This is a genomic window from Paraburkholderia lebeckiae (assembly GCF_014201005.1).
Lineage (GTDB): Bacteria > Pseudomonadota > Gammaproteobacteria > Burkholderiales > Burkholderiaceae > Paraburkholderia > Paraburkholderia tuberum.
The window spans coordinates 316,109-335,333 of the sequence record NZ_JACHDK010000001.1; the positions used below are offsets into that span (position 1 = coordinate 316,109).

General features: G+C 65.8%; 19 protein-coding genes. 4 read left to right on the top strand and 15 right to left on the bottom strand.

What is annotated here, in order from left to right; translation table 11 throughout:
• Positions 1-49: 49 nt before the first annotated feature.
• Together HDG39_RS01415 and HDG39_RS01420 are read right to left on the bottom strand one after the other, a co-directional pair.
• A complete protein-coding gene (locus HDG39_RS01415) occupies positions 50-1,513 on the bottom strand; it encodes an ammonium transporter (RefSeq protein ID WP_184002622.1) in 1,464 nt (487 codons plus the stop codon).
• A gap of 46 nt (positions 1,514-1,559) precedes the next feature.
• A complete protein-coding gene (locus tag HDG39_RS01420; protein WP_013088261.1) occupies positions 1,560-1,898 on the bottom strand; it encodes a P-II family nitrogen regulator in 339 nt (112 codons plus the stop codon).
• A 388-nt stretch (positions 1,899-2,286) separates the two neighbouring features.
• On the opposite strand from HDG39_RS01420, the gene HDG39_RS01425 reads away from it, so the two are divergent.
• Positions 2,287-2,541 (top strand): accessory factor UbiK family protein, encoded by a 255-nt coding sequence (locus HDG39_RS01425; RefSeq protein ID WP_018419287.1) that lies wholly within the window; start codon positions 2,287-2,289, stop codon positions 2,539-2,541.
• Positions 2,542-2,661: 120 nt separating this feature from the next.
• Positions 2,662-4,272, top strand: coding sequence for a YifB family Mg chelatase-like AAA ATPase (locus HDG39_RS01430; protein ID WP_184002624.1), 1,611 nt, complete (start codon positions 2,662-2,664; stop codon positions 4,270-4,272).
• 330 nt (positions 4,273-4,602) lie between these two features.
• Here HDG39_RS01430 and HDG39_RS01435 read toward each other — a convergent pair whose 3' ends face one another.
• Positions 4,603-5,286 carry a hypothetical protein gene (locus HDG39_RS01435; protein ID WP_184003211.1) on the bottom strand — a complete coding sequence of 228 codons (684 nt, stop codon included), beginning with the start codon at positions 5,284-5,286 and terminating at the stop codon, positions 4,603-4,605.
• A 204-nt stretch (positions 5,287-5,490) separates the two neighbouring features.
• On the opposite strand from HDG39_RS01435, the gene HDG39_RS01440 reads away from it, so the two are divergent.
• Positions 5,491-6,027: a TlpA disulfide reductase family protein gene (locus tag HDG39_RS01440; protein ID WP_184002626.1), complete on the top strand. Its 537-nt coding sequence runs from the start codon at positions 5,491-5,493 to the stop codon at positions 6,025-6,027.
• A 59-nt stretch (positions 6,028-6,086) separates the two neighbouring features.
• Here HDG39_RS01440 and HDG39_RS01445 read toward each other — a convergent pair whose 3' ends face one another.
• The 7 genes from HDG39_RS01445 to HDG39_RS01475 form a co-directional block, all read right to left on the bottom strand.
• Positions 6,087-7,436 carry a sigma-54-dependent transcriptional regulator gene (locus tag HDG39_RS01445; RefSeq protein ID WP_184002628.1) on the bottom strand — a complete coding sequence of 450 codons (1,350 nt, stop codon included), beginning with the start codon at positions 7,434-7,436 and terminating at the stop codon, positions 6,087-6,089.
• 31 nt (positions 7,437-7,467) lie between these two features.
• On the bottom strand, positions 7,468-9,528 hold the full coding sequence (locus tag HDG39_RS01450; RefSeq protein WP_184002630.1) for a sensor histidine kinase: 2,061 nt from the start codon (positions 9,526-9,528) through the stop codon (positions 7,468-7,470).
• Between the two features lie 45 nt (positions 9,529-9,573).
• Complete coding sequence (locus tag HDG39_RS01455; RefSeq protein WP_184002632.1) at positions 9,574-10,854, bottom strand: dicarboxylate/amino acid:cation symporter; 1,281 nt, start codon at positions 10,852-10,854, stop codon at positions 9,574-9,576.
• 376 nt (positions 10,855-11,230) lie between these two features.
• Positions 11,231-11,983 (bottom strand): glycerophosphodiester phosphodiesterase, encoded by a 753-nt coding sequence (ugpQ, locus tag HDG39_RS01460; RefSeq protein WP_184002634.1) that lies wholly within the window; start codon positions 11,981-11,983, stop codon positions 11,231-11,233.
• Positions 11,984-12,094: 111 nt separating this feature from the next.
• Complete coding sequence (gene lipA / locus HDG39_RS01465) at positions 12,095-13,102, bottom strand: lipoyl synthase (protein WP_184002636.1); 1,008 nt, start codon at positions 13,100-13,102, stop codon at positions 12,095-12,097.
• A 13-nt stretch (positions 13,103-13,115) separates the two neighbouring features.
• On the bottom strand, positions 13,116-13,841 hold the full coding sequence (lipB, locus tag HDG39_RS01470) for a lipoyl(octanoyl) transferase LipB (protein WP_184002637.1): 726 nt from the start codon (positions 13,839-13,841) through the stop codon (positions 13,116-13,118).
• Positions 13,842-13,960: 119 nt separating this feature from the next.
• A complete protein-coding gene (locus HDG39_RS01475) occupies positions 13,961-14,287 on the bottom strand; it encodes a DUF2917 domain-containing protein (protein ID WP_184002639.1) in 327 nt (108 codons plus the stop codon).
• A gap of 98 nt (positions 14,288-14,385) precedes the next feature.
• On the opposite strand from HDG39_RS01475, the gene HDG39_RS01480 reads away from it, so the two are divergent.
• A complete protein-coding gene (locus HDG39_RS01480) occupies positions 14,386-15,369 on the top strand; it encodes a transcriptional regulator GcvA (RefSeq protein ID WP_184002642.1) in 984 nt (327 codons plus the stop codon).
• A 19-nt stretch (positions 15,370-15,388) separates the two neighbouring features.
• Here HDG39_RS01480 and HDG39_RS01485 read toward each other — a convergent pair whose 3' ends face one another.
• The 5 genes from HDG39_RS01485 to HDG39_RS01505 form a co-directional block, all read right to left on the bottom strand.
• Positions 15,389-15,658 carry a DUF493 family protein gene (locus HDG39_RS01485; protein ID WP_018419275.1) on the bottom strand — a complete coding sequence of 90 codons (270 nt, stop codon included), beginning with the start codon at positions 15,656-15,658 and terminating at the stop codon, positions 15,389-15,391.
• Entirely contained in the window at positions 15,630-16,574 is a 945-nt protein-coding gene (locus tag HDG39_RS01490) for a D-amino acid aminotransferase (protein ID WP_184002644.1), read from the bottom strand. Before HDG39_RS01490 ends, HDG39_RS01485 begins: the two co-directional genes overlap by 29 nt.
• A 13-nt stretch (positions 16,575-16,587) precedes the next feature.
• Positions 16,588-17,817, bottom strand: a complete 1,230-nt coding sequence (locus HDG39_RS01495) for a D-alanyl-D-alanine carboxypeptidase family protein (RefSeq protein WP_184002646.1) — start codon at positions 17,815-17,817, stop codon at positions 16,588-16,590.
• Positions 17,818-18,138: 321 nt separating this feature from the next.
• A complete protein-coding gene (locus tag HDG39_RS01500; RefSeq protein WP_184002647.1) occupies positions 18,139-18,783 on the bottom strand; it encodes an alpha/beta hydrolase in 645 nt (214 codons plus the stop codon).
• Between the two features lie 26 nt (positions 18,784-18,809).
• Entirely contained in the window at positions 18,810-19,133 is a 324-nt protein-coding gene (locus tag HDG39_RS01505) for a (2Fe-2S) ferredoxin domain-containing protein (protein WP_018419271.1), read from the bottom strand.
• Positions 19,134-19,225 lie beyond the last annotated feature (92 nt).

The following is a 19,225-nucleotide window of genomic DNA, read 5'->3' on the forward strand; positions in this document are numbered from 1 at the left end:
TCTTACTGACGGGCCCGCGAGCGCGGGCCGAACCGGGACAGGTGCTCGGTTATTCGACTTTCTCGCCATGCAGGCTCACGTCGAGGCCTTCGCGCTCCTGCTCTTCGGTCACGCGGATGCCTATCACCATGTCGATGATCTTCAGCAGCACGAAGCTCACCACGCCGCTGTAGATCAGCGTCGTCAGCACGCCCTTCGCCTGCAGGATCACGCTGCCGTCCGCGCCGCCGATGTCCTTGACCGCGAACACGCCGGTCAGCAGCGCACCGATGATCCCGCCGATGCAGTGCACGCCGAACGCGTCGAGCGAATCGTCGTAACCGAGCTTGTGCTTGAGCCACGTGGCCGCCCAGAAGCAGACCACACCCGCGACGATACCGATCACGAGCGCCCCGAGCGTACCGACGAAGCCCGACGCCGGCGTAATCGCCACCAGACCCGCGACCGCGCCCGACACGATACCGAGCACCGACGGCTTACCCTTGGCCGCCCATTCGGCGAACATCCACGCAAGCGCCGCCGCGGCGGTCGCCACCTGCGTCGCGAACATCGCGAAGCCGGCACGGCCGTCCGCTGCCACGGCCGAACCCGCGTTGAAGCCGAACCAGCCGACCCACAGCATCGCGCCACCGATCAGCGTGAGCGTCAGGTTGTGCGGCGCCATCGCTTCCTTGCCGTAGCCGACGCGCTTGCCGAGCACCAGACAGCAGACCAGACCCGCGATGCCGGCGTTGATGTGCACCACCGTGCCGCCCGCGAAGTCGAGGATGCCGGCGCTAGCCAGCCAGCCGCTCGGCTCCCACACCATGTGCGCGATCGGCGAGTAGACGATGATCGACCACAGCGTCATGAACACCAGCATCGCCGAGAACTTCATGCGGTCCGCGAACGCACCGGTGATCAGCGCCGGCGTGATGATCGCGAAGGTCATCTGATAGACGAAGTAGACCGTCTCGGGGATCGTCGGCGCGAGGTGGCTGACGGTCAGCGTCGTGGCCTTGTCGCCCTTGATGTAGTTCATGCCCGTCATGAATACGCGCGAGAAGCCGCCGATGAACGAGCCGCCAGGCGTGAACGCGAGGCTGTAGCCCACCACGGTCCAGACGATCGTCACGACACAGGTGATCGCGAAGCTTTGCATCAGCGTCGCGAGCACGTTCTTCTTGCGGACCATGCCGCCGTAGAACAGCGCGAGACCCGGGATCGTCATGAACAGCACCAACGCGGTGGAGGTCAGCATCCACGCGGTGTCGCCGGAGTTGATCTTCGATGAATCGACCGAGAACGGTGCGGTTGGGGCGGCCGGTGCAGCGGCGGCGGCGGCCGATGCGTCGGCGGCGGCTGCCGAGGCAGCCGGGGCAGCGGCTGCGGCGGAGGCGTCCGCGGGCGCGCTCGCTGTCGTATCGGGAGCGGACGCGGCTGCGGGAGCGGACGCATCGTCCGCGAGGGCGGTGCCGACACCGCCCGCGAGCAGCGAGCCGGCCATCAGCAGGGACATCATTAGTTTGCGCATCTTGGTTTTCCTCTTGTCGCTATCCGTGTCGCTATGTTCTGGTCTTTTACAGTGCGTCCGCGCCGGTCTCGCCGGTGCGGATTCGAACCACCTGCTCGATCGGCGTGACGAAGATCTTGCCGTCGCCGATCTTGCCGGTACGCGCGGCGCGCTCGAGCGCCTCGATCGCCTGATCGACGATGTCGTCCGATACCGCCGCTTCGATCTTCACCTTCGGCAGAAAGTCGACGACGTATTCAGCGCCCCGATACAGCTCGGTGTGACCCTTCTGCCGTCCGAAGCCTTTGACTTCGGTCACCGTGATGCCCGACACGCCGATCGCCGACAGGGCTTCGCGCGCTTCATCCAGCTTGAACGGCTTGATGATTGCGGTAATGAGTTTCATGAAATCCTCGCTAGTTGTTGCTGATCCGTTGGGCCCGTGGCGTACCCGTGACGGCGGTCTCCTGCGCTACCGGGAAAAGCGCCCTGGCAGTGCGCGCGCGGGGCAGTAACAGCAACTCCTATGCCATGTTGTGTCGGAGCGCACCTCGCGCGCTTGGCGCAGCGCGCCCGAGCGGCCTTGTCCGAACGGCCAGCGGCGCGGCGGGCGGTGGCGCAGCGGGGGGATCGTTGCTAGAGTGTTCGAACGTTCTGAACGCGAGCGCGCGCACCAAACACGCTCACGCGGCCGCGGCAACCAATACGTCGCGCGCACCAAGATCGCCCGTTCGCCGTAATGGGGCACGGGCGCAATGAAACATGCACATTTTTTGTGCACCAAGGGGAACACGATGAAACAACCAAACGACGTTTTTAGCGACTTCCAGGCTCGCGTCAGCGATCTGTTCAAGAATTCGCCGGCCAAGGATGTCGAACGCAACGTCAAGGCAATGCTGTCACAGGGCTTCTCGAAGCTCGATCTGGTCACGCGCGAGGAATTCGATACGCAGACCCAAGTGCTCGTGCGTACGCGCGCGCGCCTCGAAGAACTCGAGCGCCGCGTCGCCGAGCTCGAGCAGAAATTGCCGCTCACGCAGACGCCGTAAGCGCTGCTCGCAGCCTTCGCGCTGCGCAGTGCCGCACATCACAGGCAAGCGGGCCGTGACGTCATCAGCGTTTTAGGGGATTTGCGCGCGCTGTGAGCGCGCCGTCCGACGGGAGAGAATATGTCGCTTGCCGTGGTGCGCAGCCGCGCGCCGGCCGCTGGCCGTGCGCCCGAAGTGACCGTCGAGGTTCACCTCGCCAATGGACTGCCGTCCTTTTCGATCGTCGGCCTGCCCGACCTGGAAGTGCGCGAGAGCCGTGAACGCGTGCGCGCGGCGCTCCAGAACTGCGGTTTCGATTTTCCAGTCCGCCGCATCACCGTCAACCTCGCGCCCGCCGATCTACCGAAAGAATCCGGTCGTTTCGATCTGCCGATCGCGCTCGGCATCCTCGCCGCAAGCGGGCAGATTCCCGCCGAATCGCTGCTCCATCGCGAGTTTGCTGGCGAGCTCTCGCTGACCGGCGCGCTGCGGCCGATGCGCGGCGCGTTCGCGATGGCCTGCGGCACCGCGCGCGGCGCTCTGGCGAACGCCGGCGAAGCCGACGCTTCCTCTGAAGCGCGTTCTGCGTTGCCCGCCCTCCTCGATCAACTAGCCGCACCGGCCTTCCATACCCCACAGCTTTACCTGCCGGCCGCGAGCGCGGCGGAAGCGGCGCTCGTGCCCGGCGTCGACGTGTTCGGCGCCGCCGATCTGCCGTCGCTGTGCGCGCATCTCGCAGGCTCGGCGGACGCGCGTCTTAGTCCGGTCGCCGCGCCCGAGCTCAACGAGCACGCCGCTGCCTCGGCGCCGGACATGGCCGACGTGATTGGCCAGCGCGCCGCTCGGCGCGCACTCGAAGTCGCGGCGGCCGGCGGCCATCACGTGCTGCTGATCGGGCCGCCCGGCGCCGGCAAGTCGATGCTCGCGGCACGCCTGCCCAGCTTGCTGCCGCCCATGACCGACGACGAAGCGCTCGCCTCCGCCGCGCTACTGTCCGCGAGCCGCATCGGCTTCAAGCCGTCGCAGTGGCGCCAGCGGCCGTTTCGCGCGCCGCACCATTCGTCGAGCGCGGCGGCGCTGGTCGGCGGACGCAATCCGCCGCAGCCTGGCGAGATCACGCTCGCGCATCTGGGCGTGCTTTTTCTGGACGAGCTTCCCGAATTCGATCGCGTGGTGCTCGAAACGCTGCGCGAGCCGCTCGAGGCTGGCCGCATCACGATCTCGCGCGCCGCCTGGCAAGCGGATTTCCCCGCCGCCTGCCAACTGATCGCCGCAATGAACCCGTGCCCGTGCGGCTGGCGCGGCGATCCCGGCGGGCGCTGCCGCTGTACGCCGGAAGTTGCGGCGCGCTATTTGCGTAAATTGTCGGGACCGCTGCTCGACCGCATCGACATCCAGCTCGAAATTCCAGCACTGACCGCCACCGAACTCGCGGCACGCGCCGCCACTGCCGGCGAAGCAAGCGTGGCGATCGCGCAGCGCGTGAGCGCTGCGCGCGAGCGGCAACTGGCCCGGCAAGGCAAGACCAACCGCGAGCTGGACGGACGCGAAGTCGACGATGTATGCCGCCCGGACGCGGCGGGCGAGGCGCTGCTGCGCGAAGCCGGCGAGCGCTTTGGCTGGTCGGCGCGGGCGTACTACCGGGTGTTGAAGGTCGCGCGCACCGTCGCGGACCTGGCTGGCGCGGCGATGCCGAGCGCCGCGCAGGTTGCCGAGGCAATCCAATACCGCCGCGCTTTTGGCTCGTTATGAGGAGAAAAAACGACTGTCAAGACTTGACTTATTCACACACGCGCGATCCTGTTAGATTTTGATACAACTCAAAAGCGCGCAGACGAGCATCTCACGAAGTCATTGATTTCATTTGGTTTTTTAGATGCCCTACGCCTGTGGATTTTGCCGAAAGGCCCGCCTGATGGGCTTTTGCGGTCATTGAGGCGAACTTCTCAACAGAGTTATCCACAGGCTGTGCGGGTAACTCAAAAATCTCAACGTAAACCGGCAATTAGCGTACAAACTTGCGAAGGAACTTTCACTGCGTTCCGCACTCTGGGTGCGCCCGATCGGCCAAAAATACCGCATTTAGTACGGCTGGAACGACGAAAAAAACTGGTCGACCTGGTCTTGCGGCAGCGGTTGATCGGCGATGATCGCTGCCTGGTACACGTGCCGGCCCCGCGCGACGAGCCGCGCATACACCGTGCGTGTCTCGTGTTTGGCGCCCGCCGCGCCGCTCAGCGTCATTTCCAGCCCCGGTATCTTGCCGCCAGCCGCCAGCGGGATTTGCACTGAGTGAGCATCGGGCGTCGCGCCGACATTGCGCGCCAGTCCTGCGCGCAGGAAATCGAGTGCGGCACGCTGGGTCGCGTCGCTGTCGTCGGGCAGCATCACGGTGCCGACCGCAAAGACCGCATTGCCCGCTTCGGCGGTCTGCATTGCCATCTGCATCGGGGTGCCGCCGATCTGCACCGCGCGCTGATCATTGCCCGGCTTGGCTGGGAAGTCGACCGTGTAGCCCTTGTCGTTGTTCATCACGGTGCGCCAGTCGAAGGTCGGTGAGCAGGCGCTGAGCGCCACGCCGAGCGACAACGCGGCCGTCGCCGCGGCGATCACGGTTCGAGCGTGACCGGATCGCGTGAATGCGCGGAGAAATAGGCCTGCCGGTTGGAAGACGCCCGCACGGCGGGCGGACAATCGGCTGATCAACGGAAAACGGGAATAAGCGCGGGCAAGTAAAGAGCAGACGCGAAGAACGGTTCGGAGCATGGGACGGAAGCTCGGGCTTGCGGAGCGTAAAGCGCCATTATCCGCTGACCGACTGCCGGGCCGACGCGCGGAGCGCAGCCGTCCCGCCATTTCGGCGCAGCCGAACCCATTGGAGCTATAATAGAAAACCTATTCAGTACCGGCCCACGGGCCATCACACCGCCCCATTGTTCCGCGCCGCGCGCGACTAACGAGGTTCCGTCCATGAGTGCCAATTCACCGACCGCCGTCCGGCGCAAGAACCCGCTTCGCTATCTGATTGCGGTGGCCGTGGCCATTGCGCTCGCCGTCGCCGGTTACTTCGCGTTTGCCGGCCAGCAGCGCGTACCCGATGCGACCTTCACGCTGCTATCGGGACAGAAGCTCACGACCGCGGACCTCAAAGGCAAGGTTTATCTGGTCAACTTCTGGGCAACGAGTTGCGACACCTGCATGAAGGAAATGCCGCAGATGGTCGAGACCTATAACCGCTTCAAGGGCCAGGGCCTCGAATTCGTCGCAGTGGCAATGAACTACGACGCGCCGATGTACGTGACCAATTACACGCAAACGCGTCAGCTGCCGTTCAAGGTCGCGATGGACGACGGCTCGGCCGCCAAGCGGTTCGGCAACGTGCAGCTCACGCCGACCACCTTCGTCGTCGATAAAGACGGCAAGATCCTGAAGCGCTATGTCGGCGAGCCGCAGTTCGCGGAACTCGACCAGTTGCTCGCGAAAGCGCTGAAGGCTGGCGCTGCTTAAGCCGGCGCAAGCAGATCCCCACGCGCCGGCGCAACCTCCCGCCGCCGGCGTCCGCCTCCTCACCGCTCCCCTTCCCCTTTGGCCGCAAGGCCATATCGCTTGATTTTCTCGTAGAGCGTCGCCTTGCCGAGCTGCAGCCGGTCCGCCGCAATCGCGACCACGCCCCCCGCCTGCTCCAACGCCTCGGCGATCATCGCGCGCTCGAACTGCTCGACACGCTCCTTCAGCGGATGGGTGGCCCCGCCGTCTTCGCCGAACGACAGCACCGGTTCGTCGGCGATGCCGAGCACGAAGCGGTCGGCGGCATTACGCAGCTCGCGCACGTTGCCCGGCCAGTCTCGCTGCATCAGACTCGCACGTTGGCGATCGGTGAGCATCGGCGCCGGCCGCTGATAACGGACGGCAGCATCGAGCAGGAAATGCTCGAACAGCGGCACGATGTCCTCGCGACGCTCGCTCAAAGGCGGCAGCGCGATCGTCACCACGTTGAGCCGGTACAGCAGATCGCGCCGGAACGAGCCATCCGCGACGTGCTCGGCCATGTCGCCTTTGGCAGCCGCGACCACGCGGCAATTGACGCGAATCGGCTGATTCGAGCCGAGCCGTTCCAGCACGCCGTCCTGCAGCACGCGCAGCAGCTTGACCTGCAGCGCGAGCGGCATGCTCTCGATCTCGTCGAGAAACAGCGTGCCGCCCGACGCATGTTCGAGCTTGCCGATCCGCCGTTTGGCCGCGCCGGTGAACGCGCCCGGCTCGTAGCCGAACATCTCCGATTCGAACATCGGCTCGGGCAGCGCGCCGCAGTTCACCGCGATGAACGGCTTGTCACGCCGCGGCGACAGCTCGTGCAGGCTGCGCGCGATCAGCTCCTTGCCCGCGCCGGTATCACCGTTGATCAGGACGGACGCATCGGTCGGTGCGACGTTGGCGATCAGCCGCCGCACCTGCTCGATCGCCGGACTGCGGCCGATGATGCGCGGCGCGACCGCGTTCTGCCCGGCCAGCTCACGGCGCAGCGCGAGGTTTTCGAGCACGAGCTTGCGCCGCTCCAACGCGCGCCGCACGGTTTCGATCAGCCGCTCGGACGCGAACGGCTTTTCGATGAAGTCGTAGGCGCCGTCGCGCATCGCCTGCACGGCCATCGAGATATCGCCGTGGCCGGTGACCAGAATCACCGGCACGTCGGGCGCGCGCTCGTGGCACTGCGCGAGCAGGTCGAGACCGCTCGCGCCGGGCAGCCGGATATCGCTGACGATCACGCCGGAGAAGTCCGCGCTGATCAGCTTCGCCGCGGCCTCGACCGACGCATGGCCGACCACGTCGAAGCCCGCCAGTTGCAGGCTCTGCACGCTCGCGCGGCGCACCAGTTCGTCGTCTTCGATATACAGCACTTGCAGGCCGTCGTTCATTGCGTGTTCCGGGTGATGCTTCGGGGTGAAATCAGGAGCCCGCGGTCAGCGGATCGTGCGAGGGGCCGGTCTGCACGCGCGCGCGACGCAGCGTCAACACGAATGATGCGCCACCGTGCGGCGCGTTGCGCGCGACGAGCGAGCCGCCGCAATCGCGCGCGATCGACGATGAAATCGCCAGGCCAAGGCCGAGCCCCTGGCCCATTTCCTTGGTCGTGAAAAACGGTTCGAACAGGTGCGGCAACACGTCGTCGGGAATGCCGGGGCCGTTGTCGCCGACCGCGATCGACAGGTTCGCGACGCCGGCCGCCACCTCGACCGTGATACGCGGCGGGTTCATGCCGGCGGTTGCGTCGAGCGCGTTGCCGAGCAGGTTGATCAGCACCTGTTCGAGTCGCAGATCGTCGCAATTCGCGACCAGCTCCGGATGATCGTCGGCGAGATTCAGCGGCGTGCGCGCGCCGCCTGTCGCAGCGGTGGCGTCGGTGTCGGCCTCGGTATCGATCAGCACGAATTCGAGTTCGACGCCCTGCAGGCGCTTTTGCAGCAGCCCGACGACGTTGCGCAGGGCCCGCACGATCGACGCGCGCGCGCTGCGCGGCCGCGCACGGCCGACGAACAGCTTCAGCTGGTTCGTGATCTTGCCCATGCGCTCGGTGAGCGCCGCGATCGCTTCGAGATTCTCACGCGCCGATGCCTGATCGCCGCGTTCGAGCAGCACGCGCGTGTTATCGGAAAAACTGCGCAGCGCGGCGAGCGGCTGGTTCAGCTCGTGCGTGATGCCGGCCGCCATCTGGCCGAGCGCGGCCAGCTTGCTCGCCTGGATCAGTTCGTCGTGCGCGGCGCGCAGTTCCTGCTCGGCGCGTGTACGCTCGCCGACTTCCTTGTGCAACTGCTCGTTCGCCTCCGACAGATCGGCGGTGCGCTCGGCGACGCGCTGGTTCAGCTCGGCATAGGCCTTCTGCAGCAGCGCGCGGCTGCGCATCATTTCGCGCACGCGCGCGCGCCGCATGCGCCAGTAGAACGCGAGCAGCACCAGCGACACATAGCCGAAGCCGGTGACGATGGTCGCCTTGCGCGCGTCGGCATCGACCGGATCGACCGGCGACATCGTGATCAGATGCCAGTCCGGCTCGCCCATGGCGTGACGTGACGCGAGGAAGCGCGGCGCGGAGCGCCCGCCGCCGATGCGCAGGATCTGCGCATTACCTTCGAGCATGCGCTCGACCGTCACCGGTAGCGGCTCGATCGGCTGTTGCGCGTACTGGCGGGCCTGGTAGATCGAATCGGCGATCTGGCCGGGCAGCGGCCGAATCGTGTGGTACTTCCATGCCGGAACCGACGACAGGAAGATCACGCCATGATCGTCGGTAACGACGAGCGGCTCGGACGCGTCCACGCCCTGAAACCATTCGAGATCGAGCTTGACGACCGCCACACCGACGATCTTGCCGTCGCGCCGCACCGGCTGCGAGATGTAGTAGCCGGGCGCCTGCGAAATCGTGCCGATGCCGAAGAAGCGGCCGACGCCGCCTTTCACCGCATCGACGAAATACGGCCGGAACTGATAGCCCGCGCCGACGAAGCTGCCCGGCCCGCGCCAGTTGCTGGCGGCGACGCAGTAGCCGTCGAGCGAAATGATGTAGGTGACCGTCGCGCGCGCGTGGCGGTTCAGGTCTTCGAGATAGAGATTCGCGCGCTTGACGTTGGCTGGGTTCGGATCGATCAGCACGTCCTGCACGATCGGATACTCGGCGAGCAGATACGGCAGCGATTCGTAGCGTTCGAGCGTGCTCTTGAGCGCGCTCGCGGTGCGCTCGGCGCGCACGGCGGCGTTGCGCCGCAGCGTGTCGACACCGCTTTTCCACGCAAGGCTGTAGGTGAGCCAGCATGCTGCCGCGAGCCCGGCTGCGAGTGCGATGAGAATCAGCAGGCGGCGGGTCACGTTGGCAAAGTCCGATCGATGTGCATCGGACATTGTGGCATAGGGCGGCAAGGCGTCGCCGCCAGACGCGTCGCGGGCTGGGCCGCGACTTTTGCCGGCGGTCTCGCCGGCAGACGCCTCGGAAGGACGCGCGGACGCCGGTTTCATGCTTAAGCGTCCGCGCTGGTCACGACAAGGTTGGCGAGGCGCGACTCAAACGCCGGCCGGCTCTTTGACCGCCACATCGCCGCGCAGCACCTTGTTCAGCTTGCTGCGATCGAGCTCCTTTTCCCAGGCCGACACGACGACCGTCGCGACACCGTTGCCGACGATGTTCGTCAGCGCGCGGCACTCGCTCATGAAGCGGTCGATGCCAAGGATCAGCACCATGCCCGACAGCGGAATCGTCGGCACCACGGCCAGTGTCGCCGCGAGCGTGATGAAGCCCGCGCCGGTCACGCCGCTCGCGCCCTTCGAGGTCAGCATCGTCACCGCGAGCAGCGTCAGCTGCTGGCCCCACGTGAGGTCGGTGTTGGTCGCCTGGGCGATGAACAGCACCGCCATCGTCATGTAGATGTTGGTGCCGTCGAGGTTGAACGAGTAGCCGGTCGGCACCACGAGGCCCACCACCGAGCGCGAGCAGCCGAGCTTTTCGAGTTTCAGCATCAGCTGCGGCAGCGCGGCTTCGGACGAGCTCGTGCCGAGCACGATCAGCATCTCTTCCTTGATGTATGCGACGAAACGCAGGATGTTGAAGCCCACCGCCCGGGCGATCGCGCCGAGCACGACCACCACGAACACGATCGAGGTCAGATAGAACGTGCCGACCAGCTTGAGCATCGGCAGCAGCGAGCCGATGCCGTACTTGCCGATCGTAAAGGCCATCGCGCCGAACGCGCCGATCGGCGCGAGCTTCGTGATGATGCGCACCATGCCGAACAGGATGTGCGAGAGCCCTTCGATGAAGTTGGTCACCGGCTTGCCCTTCTCACCGGCCGTCGCGAGCACCGCGCCGAACAGCAGCGCGACCAGCAGGATCTGCAGGATCTCACCCTGCGCGAACGCCGACGACAGCGTGTCCGGAATGATGTGCATGAAGAAGTCGACCGTCGACTGGCCGTGCGCCTTCGCGGCATACGACGCAACCGCGCGGCCGTCGAGCGAGGCCGGGTCGACGTTGAAGCCGGCGCCGGGTCGCAGCAGGTGCGTGGCGGCGAGGCCGAGCACCAGCGCGAAAGTCGAGACGATTTCGAAGTACAACAGCGCCTTGCCGCCGACGCGTCCGACCTTCTTCATGTCCTCCATGCCGGCGATGCCCGTCACGACCGTGCAGAAGATGATCGGCCCGATCACCATCTTGATCAGCTTGATGAAGCCATCGCCGAGCGGCTTCATGTCGATGGCGAGGTTCGGGTAGAAATGCCCGAGTACGATGCCGACGATGATCGCCACGATCACCTGGACGTACAGCACTTTATGGATAGGTTTCTTCACGATGGTTCCTGCGAGGGATATGAGCTGATGACCCGCCGCGAGGCGCGACACGCGAACGAAACGTCGTCGCGCGGGCGCACCTTGGCGGACCGCTGCAAAGACGACGAATTCAGAAATACCGGGAAGGGAAATCGGACACTTTGTCTCCTTGCTTTTTTGTCGGGCCGTGGCGGCCACGCGCTTTACTTTGCAAGGTCGATGCCAGTTTGATTTCAGACTGGAAGCCTTGATTTTTATGGGTTTTCCAGCACAGCTCGGCACGCGCCGTCCGGGTTTCCGGAAATCCGGACGAGCGCCGTCGGGGAATCCGGAATTCGGTGCGCGTGCGTTTGCGGGGAAACCCGCAGGGGTTTGTGCGGAGCTTGCCAGTGCGACGTCACGTCAACAGATCGATCCGGTCCGTGCAGATCATGTCGACGCCCCATCCTTCGAGCAACCGCGCGCGCGCCGGATCGTTCACCGTGTAGGCGAGCACGCGCAGCCCGGCCGCGCGGATCTGCGCGACCAGCGGCTCGCTCAGATAGCGGTGACTCGCGTGCAGCGAGACGCAGTCGAGTTCGCGCACGATGCGCAGCCAGTCCGCCGGCACCTGCTCGAACAGCATGCCGCGCGGCAGCGACGGCGCGGCATCGCGCGCGGCGGCGAGCGCGTCGAACGAAAACGACGACAACAGCGGCGGCGTCTGCCCTTGCCAAAGCTCGAGCGCGCCTTGGGCGACGAGCGCGCCGGTGATGACTTCGCGGCCCGGACACGGCTTGATCTCGATGTTCGCCGCGATGCCGTCGCGCGCGCAACGCTCGGCCGCGTCGGCCAGCGTCGGCAGCCGCGTGCCGGCGAACTCCGCGCCGCGCCACGCGCCGGCATCCAGAGCGGCGAGTTGCTGCCATGTGTGCGTGACCGCCGGCCCGTGCCCGTTGGTCGTGCGATCGAGCGTGTCGTCGTGCAACAGGAACAGCGCGTTGTCGGCGGACAGCTTCGCGTCGAATTCGACCATGCGATAGCCGTAGCGCACGCAGGCGTCGAAACCGGCCAAGGTGTTTTCCGGCGCAAGCGTACCGCCGCAGCGGTGCGCGATCAGCCGCGGATAAGGCCATTGTGCGGAGGTCCCGCGATCCACCGGGGTTGCCACGTCTCGTTTCCTTGCTGATAGAAGAGCGGTCTATGAAAAAAGCCCGCACATCGGCGGGCTTTTCGTTTCTGCGGGCATGAAGCGAGGCAACAGCGGCGAGGCGCCGGCGCGTCAGACCACGCCGGCTCCATGCGCCTGCAAGTCGGCGTGATAGCTCGAACGAACCATCGCGCCCACCGCGGCGTGCGTGAAGCCCATCTTGTACGCCTCTTCCTCGTACATCTTGAAGGTGTCCGGATGCACGTACGCGCGGACCGGCAGATGGTGCTCCGACGGCTGCAGGTACTGGCCGATCGTCAGCATGTCGACGTCGTGCTCGCGCAGATCGCGCATTACCTGCAGGATTTCCTCTTCGGTTTCGCCGAGGCCGACCATCAGGCCGGACTTGGTCGCGACGCGGGGATGCAGCGCCTTGAAGTCCTTCAGCAGCTTCAGCGAATGCGCGTAATCCGACCCTGGGCGCGCTTCCTTGTACAGACGCGGCACAGTTTCGAGGTTGTGGTTCATCACGTCGGGCGGCGCCGCGTTCAGAATGCCGAGCGCGCGGTCGAGGCGGCCACGGAAGTCCGGCGTCAGGATTTCGATACGCGTTTGCGGCGACAGCTCGCGCGTCTGACGGATACATTCGACGAAGTGCGCCGCGCCACCGTCGCGCAGATCATCACGGTCGACGCTGGTGATCACCACGTACTTCAACTTCAGCGCAGCGATGGTGCGCGCGAGGTTGGCCGGTTCGTCGGCGTCGAGCGGATCGGGACGGCCGTGGCCGACGTCGCAGAACGGGCAGCGGCGCGTGCACTTGTCGCCCATGATCATGAAGGTCGCGGTGCCCTTGCCGAAACATTCGCCGATGTTCGGGCAGCTCGCCTCTTCACACACCGTGTGAAGATTGTGCTCGCGCAGGATCTGCTTGATCTCGTAGAAGCGCGAATTGCCGGTGGCCGCCTTGACGCGGATCCAGTCCGGTTTCTTCAGCTTTTCGATCGGGACGACCTTGATCGGGATGCGCGCCGTCTTGGCTTGCGCTTTCTGCTTCGCGGTTGCGTCGTAGGCGGCGGGGGCCGGCACGCCTTCGGGCGCGGGGGTGGCTGCTGCGGAATTCGCGGTTACGTCAGTCATTCGTTCGATCCAGTCAGGCGGTGAGCGCACCGGCCTGCGGTTGGGCGACGGCCGCGGGATTGCCGTCGAGGTTTGCGGTGAGACTTGCTGCAAGGGTACGGGCCACGTCGTCCCAGCCGGCGGCGGCGCCGAGCGTCGCCATGTCGACTGTTTCGAGCCCCGCGTAGCCGCATGGATTGATCGCGAGAAACGGCCGCAGGTCCATGTTCACGTTCAGACTCACGCCGTGATAGCTGCAGCCGTTGCGGATTTTCAGGCCAAGCGCCGCGATCTTGGCGCCAGCATGGAGCCCGGCGTCGGGCCCGGGCGCCACGTAGATGCCGGGGGCGCCCGCCTTGCGTTCTCCGGCGAGATTATACGCCGCCAGGGTGTCGATCACGGCCTGCTCGATCCGGGTGACCAGCTCGCGCACCATCAGCTTGCGCCGGCGCAGGTCGAGCAGCAGATAGGCGACCACCTGGCCGGGCCCGTGATACGTGATCTGCCCGCCGCGGTCGACCTTGACGAGCGGAATGTTGCTGTCTGCCGCGAGCAGGTGCGCCGGATCGCCGGCCTGGCCGAGCGTGAAGACGGGCGGATGTTCGACGAGCCAGATTTCGTCGGCGGTGTCGGCGGTGCGGGCGTCGGTGAAGGCGCGCATCGCGTCGAAACTGGCTTCGTAGAGTTCGCGGCCGAGCCAGCGCAGCATGGGCGGCTCGATGGCAGGTAAAGGAGACGGAGAGACCGGGGTGGCGCACATGATTCCGGGAGTTTACCGAAATCTCGAAAACCGCGCCCGAGGCCACCGGGAACCTGCGCTGCCGGGGCCGGTACGCTGCCGGCCCCGTCGTCATGCGCGGCTTTTGCGCCGCGCCACCGTCAAACGGTGCGCCAGCCGCCGCGCACACGCATCATCCAGCGCTCGCCGATGCGAGCGAGCCAGTTCAGCGCACGCTCGTCGCAGCGCGTCGGCACCGAGAACGTAACCTTCGCGAACGTGGCGCCCTCGGCGCTGAGCCAGAGCCGCTCGCCGCGCCGCAGATGCAGCGTCTGCCCGGGCTGCAGCCAGTAGTCCTTCGTGTCGTCGCTGCGCGTGACCCACACCGCGCCGCCATGCACGCGCAACTTCGTGCTGCGCGCGACCTTCAGCGGCAGCGTGTCGCCAGTGCGGATTTCATATGCAATGCTAGAGGAGATTTCTCGCATGAGGCCCTCGCCAAAAATCGTTTCATGACTAGAATCCTAGGTGCAGCAAGGACTTGGGCAAAACGATCAATTTTCACGTCTATGTGAGAAATATTACGATGGACCTGCGTCAACTCCCCGCCCTCAACGCGATCAAGGCGTTCGAAGCCGCCTCCCGCCACGAAAGCTTTTCGCGCGCCGCCGACGAGCTGTTCGTCACGCACGGCGCGGTCAGCCACCAGATCCGCGCGCTCGAGGCCGAGCTCGGCGTGTCGCTGTTCGCGCGCGACGGCAAGCGCGTGCGCCTCACCGAAACCGGCCGCCGCTACGCAACGCAGGTGCGCGCCGCGTTGATGGAGCTCGCCGACGCGACTCGCGCGATCCGTGCCGGGGACCGCGAGCGGCGCCTCGTGATATCGATGCTGTCGTCGTTCGCGGCCCGCTGGGTGACGCCGCGCATCGGCAGCTTTATCGAGGCAAATCCGCAGTGGGATCTCGAGTTGCTGACCACCAATGCGCTGACGGACTTCGCGCGCGACGACGTCGACGTCGCGATCCGTTTCGGCTTCGGCAAATATCCAGGGCTGCACGCCGAGCTGCTGCTCGACGAGATTTTCTTCCCCGCCTGCTCGCCCAACTTCAACGGCGGCAAGCTGCCGCAAACCCCGGCCGATCTCGCCAAAGTCCCGCTGCTGCGCTCCGACGACGAGCTATGGCGCCCATGGTTCGACGCCGCCGGCCTCACCGACTGGCCGGAGCCGAAGCGCGGCGTGCTGTATCAGGATTCGTCGAATCTGTTGCAGGCGGCCGTCGACGGCCAGGGGGTCGCGCTGACGCGCCGCTCGCTCGCGATGCACGAAATCGCGGCGGGCCGGCTCGTGCGGCTCTTTGATGTGGATGGGCCGAGCCCGTGGCAATACTATTTGGTCTGCCTGCCGCAGATGCTGGGGACCGCGCGGGTCAAGGCGTTTCGCGACTGGGTGTTCGACGAGGTGGCGCGCTTCAGGCTGCTGTTCGATCTCGCCTGCGAGGCGGGTCCCGCGGCGAGCGCGCGCCTGGCAGCGCAGGGAGTGACGGCGGACGCGTTGCGCGTCGCACCGTAAGGCGAAAAACCGCGCGGTGTTACAGCACGACCTTGACCATCGGATGGCCGGTCAGCGCGCGATAGATGTCGTCGAGATGCGCGCGGCTCGTCGCCCGCACGTGGACGGTCAGCCCCGTGTAGGTGCCGCTGCTCGACGGCCGCGTCTCGACGCGCGACGCATCGACCTCGGTATCGAACACGCGCACTACTTCGACGATCGTCGCGGCAAACTCAGGGTGCGATTTGCCCATGATCTTGATCGGGAAATCGCAGGGGAATTCAAACAGTGAGTCGTTCTCGGGATTCATTCTCTACTCCTTCTTCCGCCGCCTTGGCTCGCTGATACGCCGCATACAGCTCCGCAAACACCGCGCCCGGGTGGCCCGCGCCGACCGGCGCGCCATCGAGCCGCGTGACCGGCAGCACTTCCCTGGTCGCCGAGCTGACGACGATTTCATCGGCCGCTCGCACTTCAGCTTCGGTGATGTCGCGCGCTTCGAAGCGGATACCGCATTCGGCCGTCAACTCCTCGATGAGCCCATAGCGGATCCCTTCGAGAATCCTGTTGCTGCGCGGCGGCGCGGCCAGCACGCCATCCTTCACGATCCACACGTTCGACGACGACCCTTCGGTCAGCAAACCATCGCGGAACTGCAGCGTCTCGAAGGCGTCGTTTTCGGCCGCGTATTGCGCCATCAACACGTTGCCGAGCAGCGACACCGACTTGATGTCGCAATTGAGCCAGCGACGATCTTCGGCGCTCACGCACGCGACACCGCTCGCGCGCTGCGCGGCGTCGGGCAGGTTCAGCGGGGTGACCATCACGAACACGGTCGGCTTCACGCCGGCCGGAAATGCGTGAGCGCGCTTCGCGACGCCACGCGTCACCTGGATGTATGCGATCGCGTCCTGATCGGCACGCAAGCCGCCGTCCGTTTCGTTGGCCTCGACCACGCGTCCGATCAGCTCGCGCCAGCCAGCGTCGTCGAGCGGACTGGCGATGCCGATCTTGCCGACCGAGCGCGCGAGACGCGCCAGATGCTGCTTCAGACGAAACGCGGTGCGCCGTCCGCTCGCGTGCGCGTACAGCGGCGCCACTTCGTAAATGCCGTCGCCGAAAATGAAGCCGCGGTCGAGCACCGGCACGCGCGCTTCGGACAACGGCACCAGTTCGCCGTTCAGATGAACGATCGGGTCCGGCGAAACCCCGGAGACAACGGTCATTGCGACGTAGCCCTTACTTTTTCTTGTTGAACATCAGCATCAGCGAATCCCACACGCGGCCCACCACACCGGCTTGCTGCACCGGCTGCAGCGCGACTACCGGGAATTGCGCGAGCACCTTGCCGTCGGCGACGAGCTTGGCGGTGCCGATCTGCTGGCCGTTTGCGATCGGCGCGACGAGCGGATCGTTGAGTTCGATCTGCGGCTTCGCCTTGTCGGCGGCGCCCTTCGGCAGCGTGATGTACTGGTCGCTCTTCACGCCGACCTGCACGCTGTCCTGCGAACCCTTGTAGACGCGCGGCGTGGCCACGACCTGGTTCGCCTTGTACAGACGCGTCGTGTCGTAGGCGGTGTAGCCGTAGTTCAGCATCTTCAGGCTGTCCTGCACGCGGTCGTGCTCCTTGGTCTCGCCCATCATCACCGAGACGAGACGGCGCGACGCGTCGGTCGTGCCCGGCAGCGGACGCTTCGCGCTCGCGATCAGGCAGTAGCCGGCCCCTTGCGTGTGACCGGTCTTCAGACCGTCGACGGTCGGGTCGATCCACAGCAGACGGTTGCGGTTTGGCTGCTTGATCTTGTTGTACGTGAATTCCTTGACCGAGAAGATGTTGTAGTACTCGGGATAGTCGCGAATCAGGCGGGCCGACAGGATCGCGAGATCGCCCGCCGTGGTGTAGTGCTGCGGGTCGGGCATGCCGTTCACGTCGGCGAAATGCGTGTGCGTCATGCCGAGCTTTTGCGCCTCCTTGTTCATCATGTTGACGAACTGCGCTTCGCTGCCGCCCACCAGTTCGGCGAGCGCGATCGCCGCGTCGTTGCCCGACTGCACGATCATGCCGTACACGAGGTCGTGCACGGTCACCGGCTTGAGCGCCTCGATGAACATGCGTGATTCGTCGTTGCGCACGCGCCGCACGGCTTCGCTCGGCTCGATGCTCTGATCCATCGTGATCTTCTTCGTGTCGAGCGCTTCGAACACGAGATACGCGGTCATCAGCTTGGTCAACGACGCCGGCTCGACGCGCTCGTCGGCATTGGCGGACGCGAGCACCTGGTTGCTGGTCGCGTCGACGAGCACCCACGATCGCGCGTTGACGCCCGGCGGCGGCACCTGCGCGAACGCGGTGCCGGCGACGAGCGTGGCCGGCAGCACGAGGCCGACGGCGATGGCGCGATTGAGCGAAGCGGGAACGAAAGAAGCGAGTGACGGGAATGACGTGCGGCCAGAGGAGGAGAAACGCATAGGGTCGATTCGTGCAGAAAGATACGTTGCGCGACAGCGCGCGGAGTTGGGGGAGCCGGTCGGCGGGGCATCTGGCCGTAAAACGGCGGGCGCCCGTTGGACTGATGGCGACGCAATCGGTTCGCGAGCGCAGCGCTGCGCACCCGGCCGCGCCCTCCCGCGAAATGATTCCGCGGCGCGCGATTCTGCCGGCTGGGCGGCGCTGTGCCCAAAAAAAGAGCGCCCATTATACGCGCGCTACCAGGTCAGCTTCGCGCGCGTGTCGCCGATTTGCACACGTTTGCGCGCACCTGTCCCCCGCAAAATGCGCGTCGCGCATTTTCAGCGCCAGGCGTCGACGATGATCCGCTTCAGGATGTGAAGCTTGCGATGCAGAAAGTGCTCGGCGCCCGGAATCACGACGACCGGCAGTTCTTGCGGCCGCGCCCAGTCGAACACGGACTGGACGGGAACGGTCTCGTCGACTTCGCCGTGGATCACGAGTGTGCTTTCGGGCACGGGCGCGACGTCCCAGCGGCTCGCCGCGGTACCGACGAACACGATGCGCTCGATTTCCCGGCCTTCATCGCGCAGCTTCGCCGCGACGTGCGACAACACCACGGTGCCGAACGAAAAGCCCGCCAATACGAGCGGCAGATCGCCGTAGTCCGGATCGGCGCGCATGTGCTCGAGCACCGCGCGCAGATCGTCGCGCTCGCCGACGCCCGCGTCGTGCTCGCCCTGGGTCTGGCCGACGCCGCGGAAATTCGACCGGTAAGTGACGTAGTTCAGCTGCACGAGCGTGCGCGCGAGGGTCTGCGCGACCTTGTTGTCCATCGTGCCGCCAAACAGCGGATGCGGATGCGCGACGAGCGCGATGCCGCGCGGCGCGGCGCCTTTTTCGCGCACGCCGTCGGGCAGGTCCTGCGCGACCTCGATCTTGCCGACCGGGCCGTCGATCAGATACTTCTTCGTGTTGACGTTCATCGGGATGGATCGTTTTGTGGTTCGCGTTATTGATCGATCTTCAGACGCTCGACGATCTTGCCGTTCGCAAGATGCGATTCGACGATCTCGTCGATGTCGCTCTCGTCGACGTAGGTGTACCAGACCGCCTCGGGATACACGACGAGCGTCGGGCCCAGTTCGCAGCGATCGAGGCAGCCGGCCTTGTTGATGCGCACCTGGCCGGGCCCGGCGAGGCCGAGTTGCTTCACGCGTTTTTTCGCGTATTCCTGCATCGCCTGTGCGTTGCAGTTCGCGCAGCTCGGACGCTCGGCGCCGGGGTCGCGTTGATTCAGACAGAAGAAAACGTGGTGCTTGTAGAAGGAATCCATGATGTTCGGGAGGCGAGCCTGAAAGGAAGTGCAATGGCGGTGCGGACGATTATAGCCACCGGGCTGTGCAGGCGTCGGGACCTGGCGGCGGC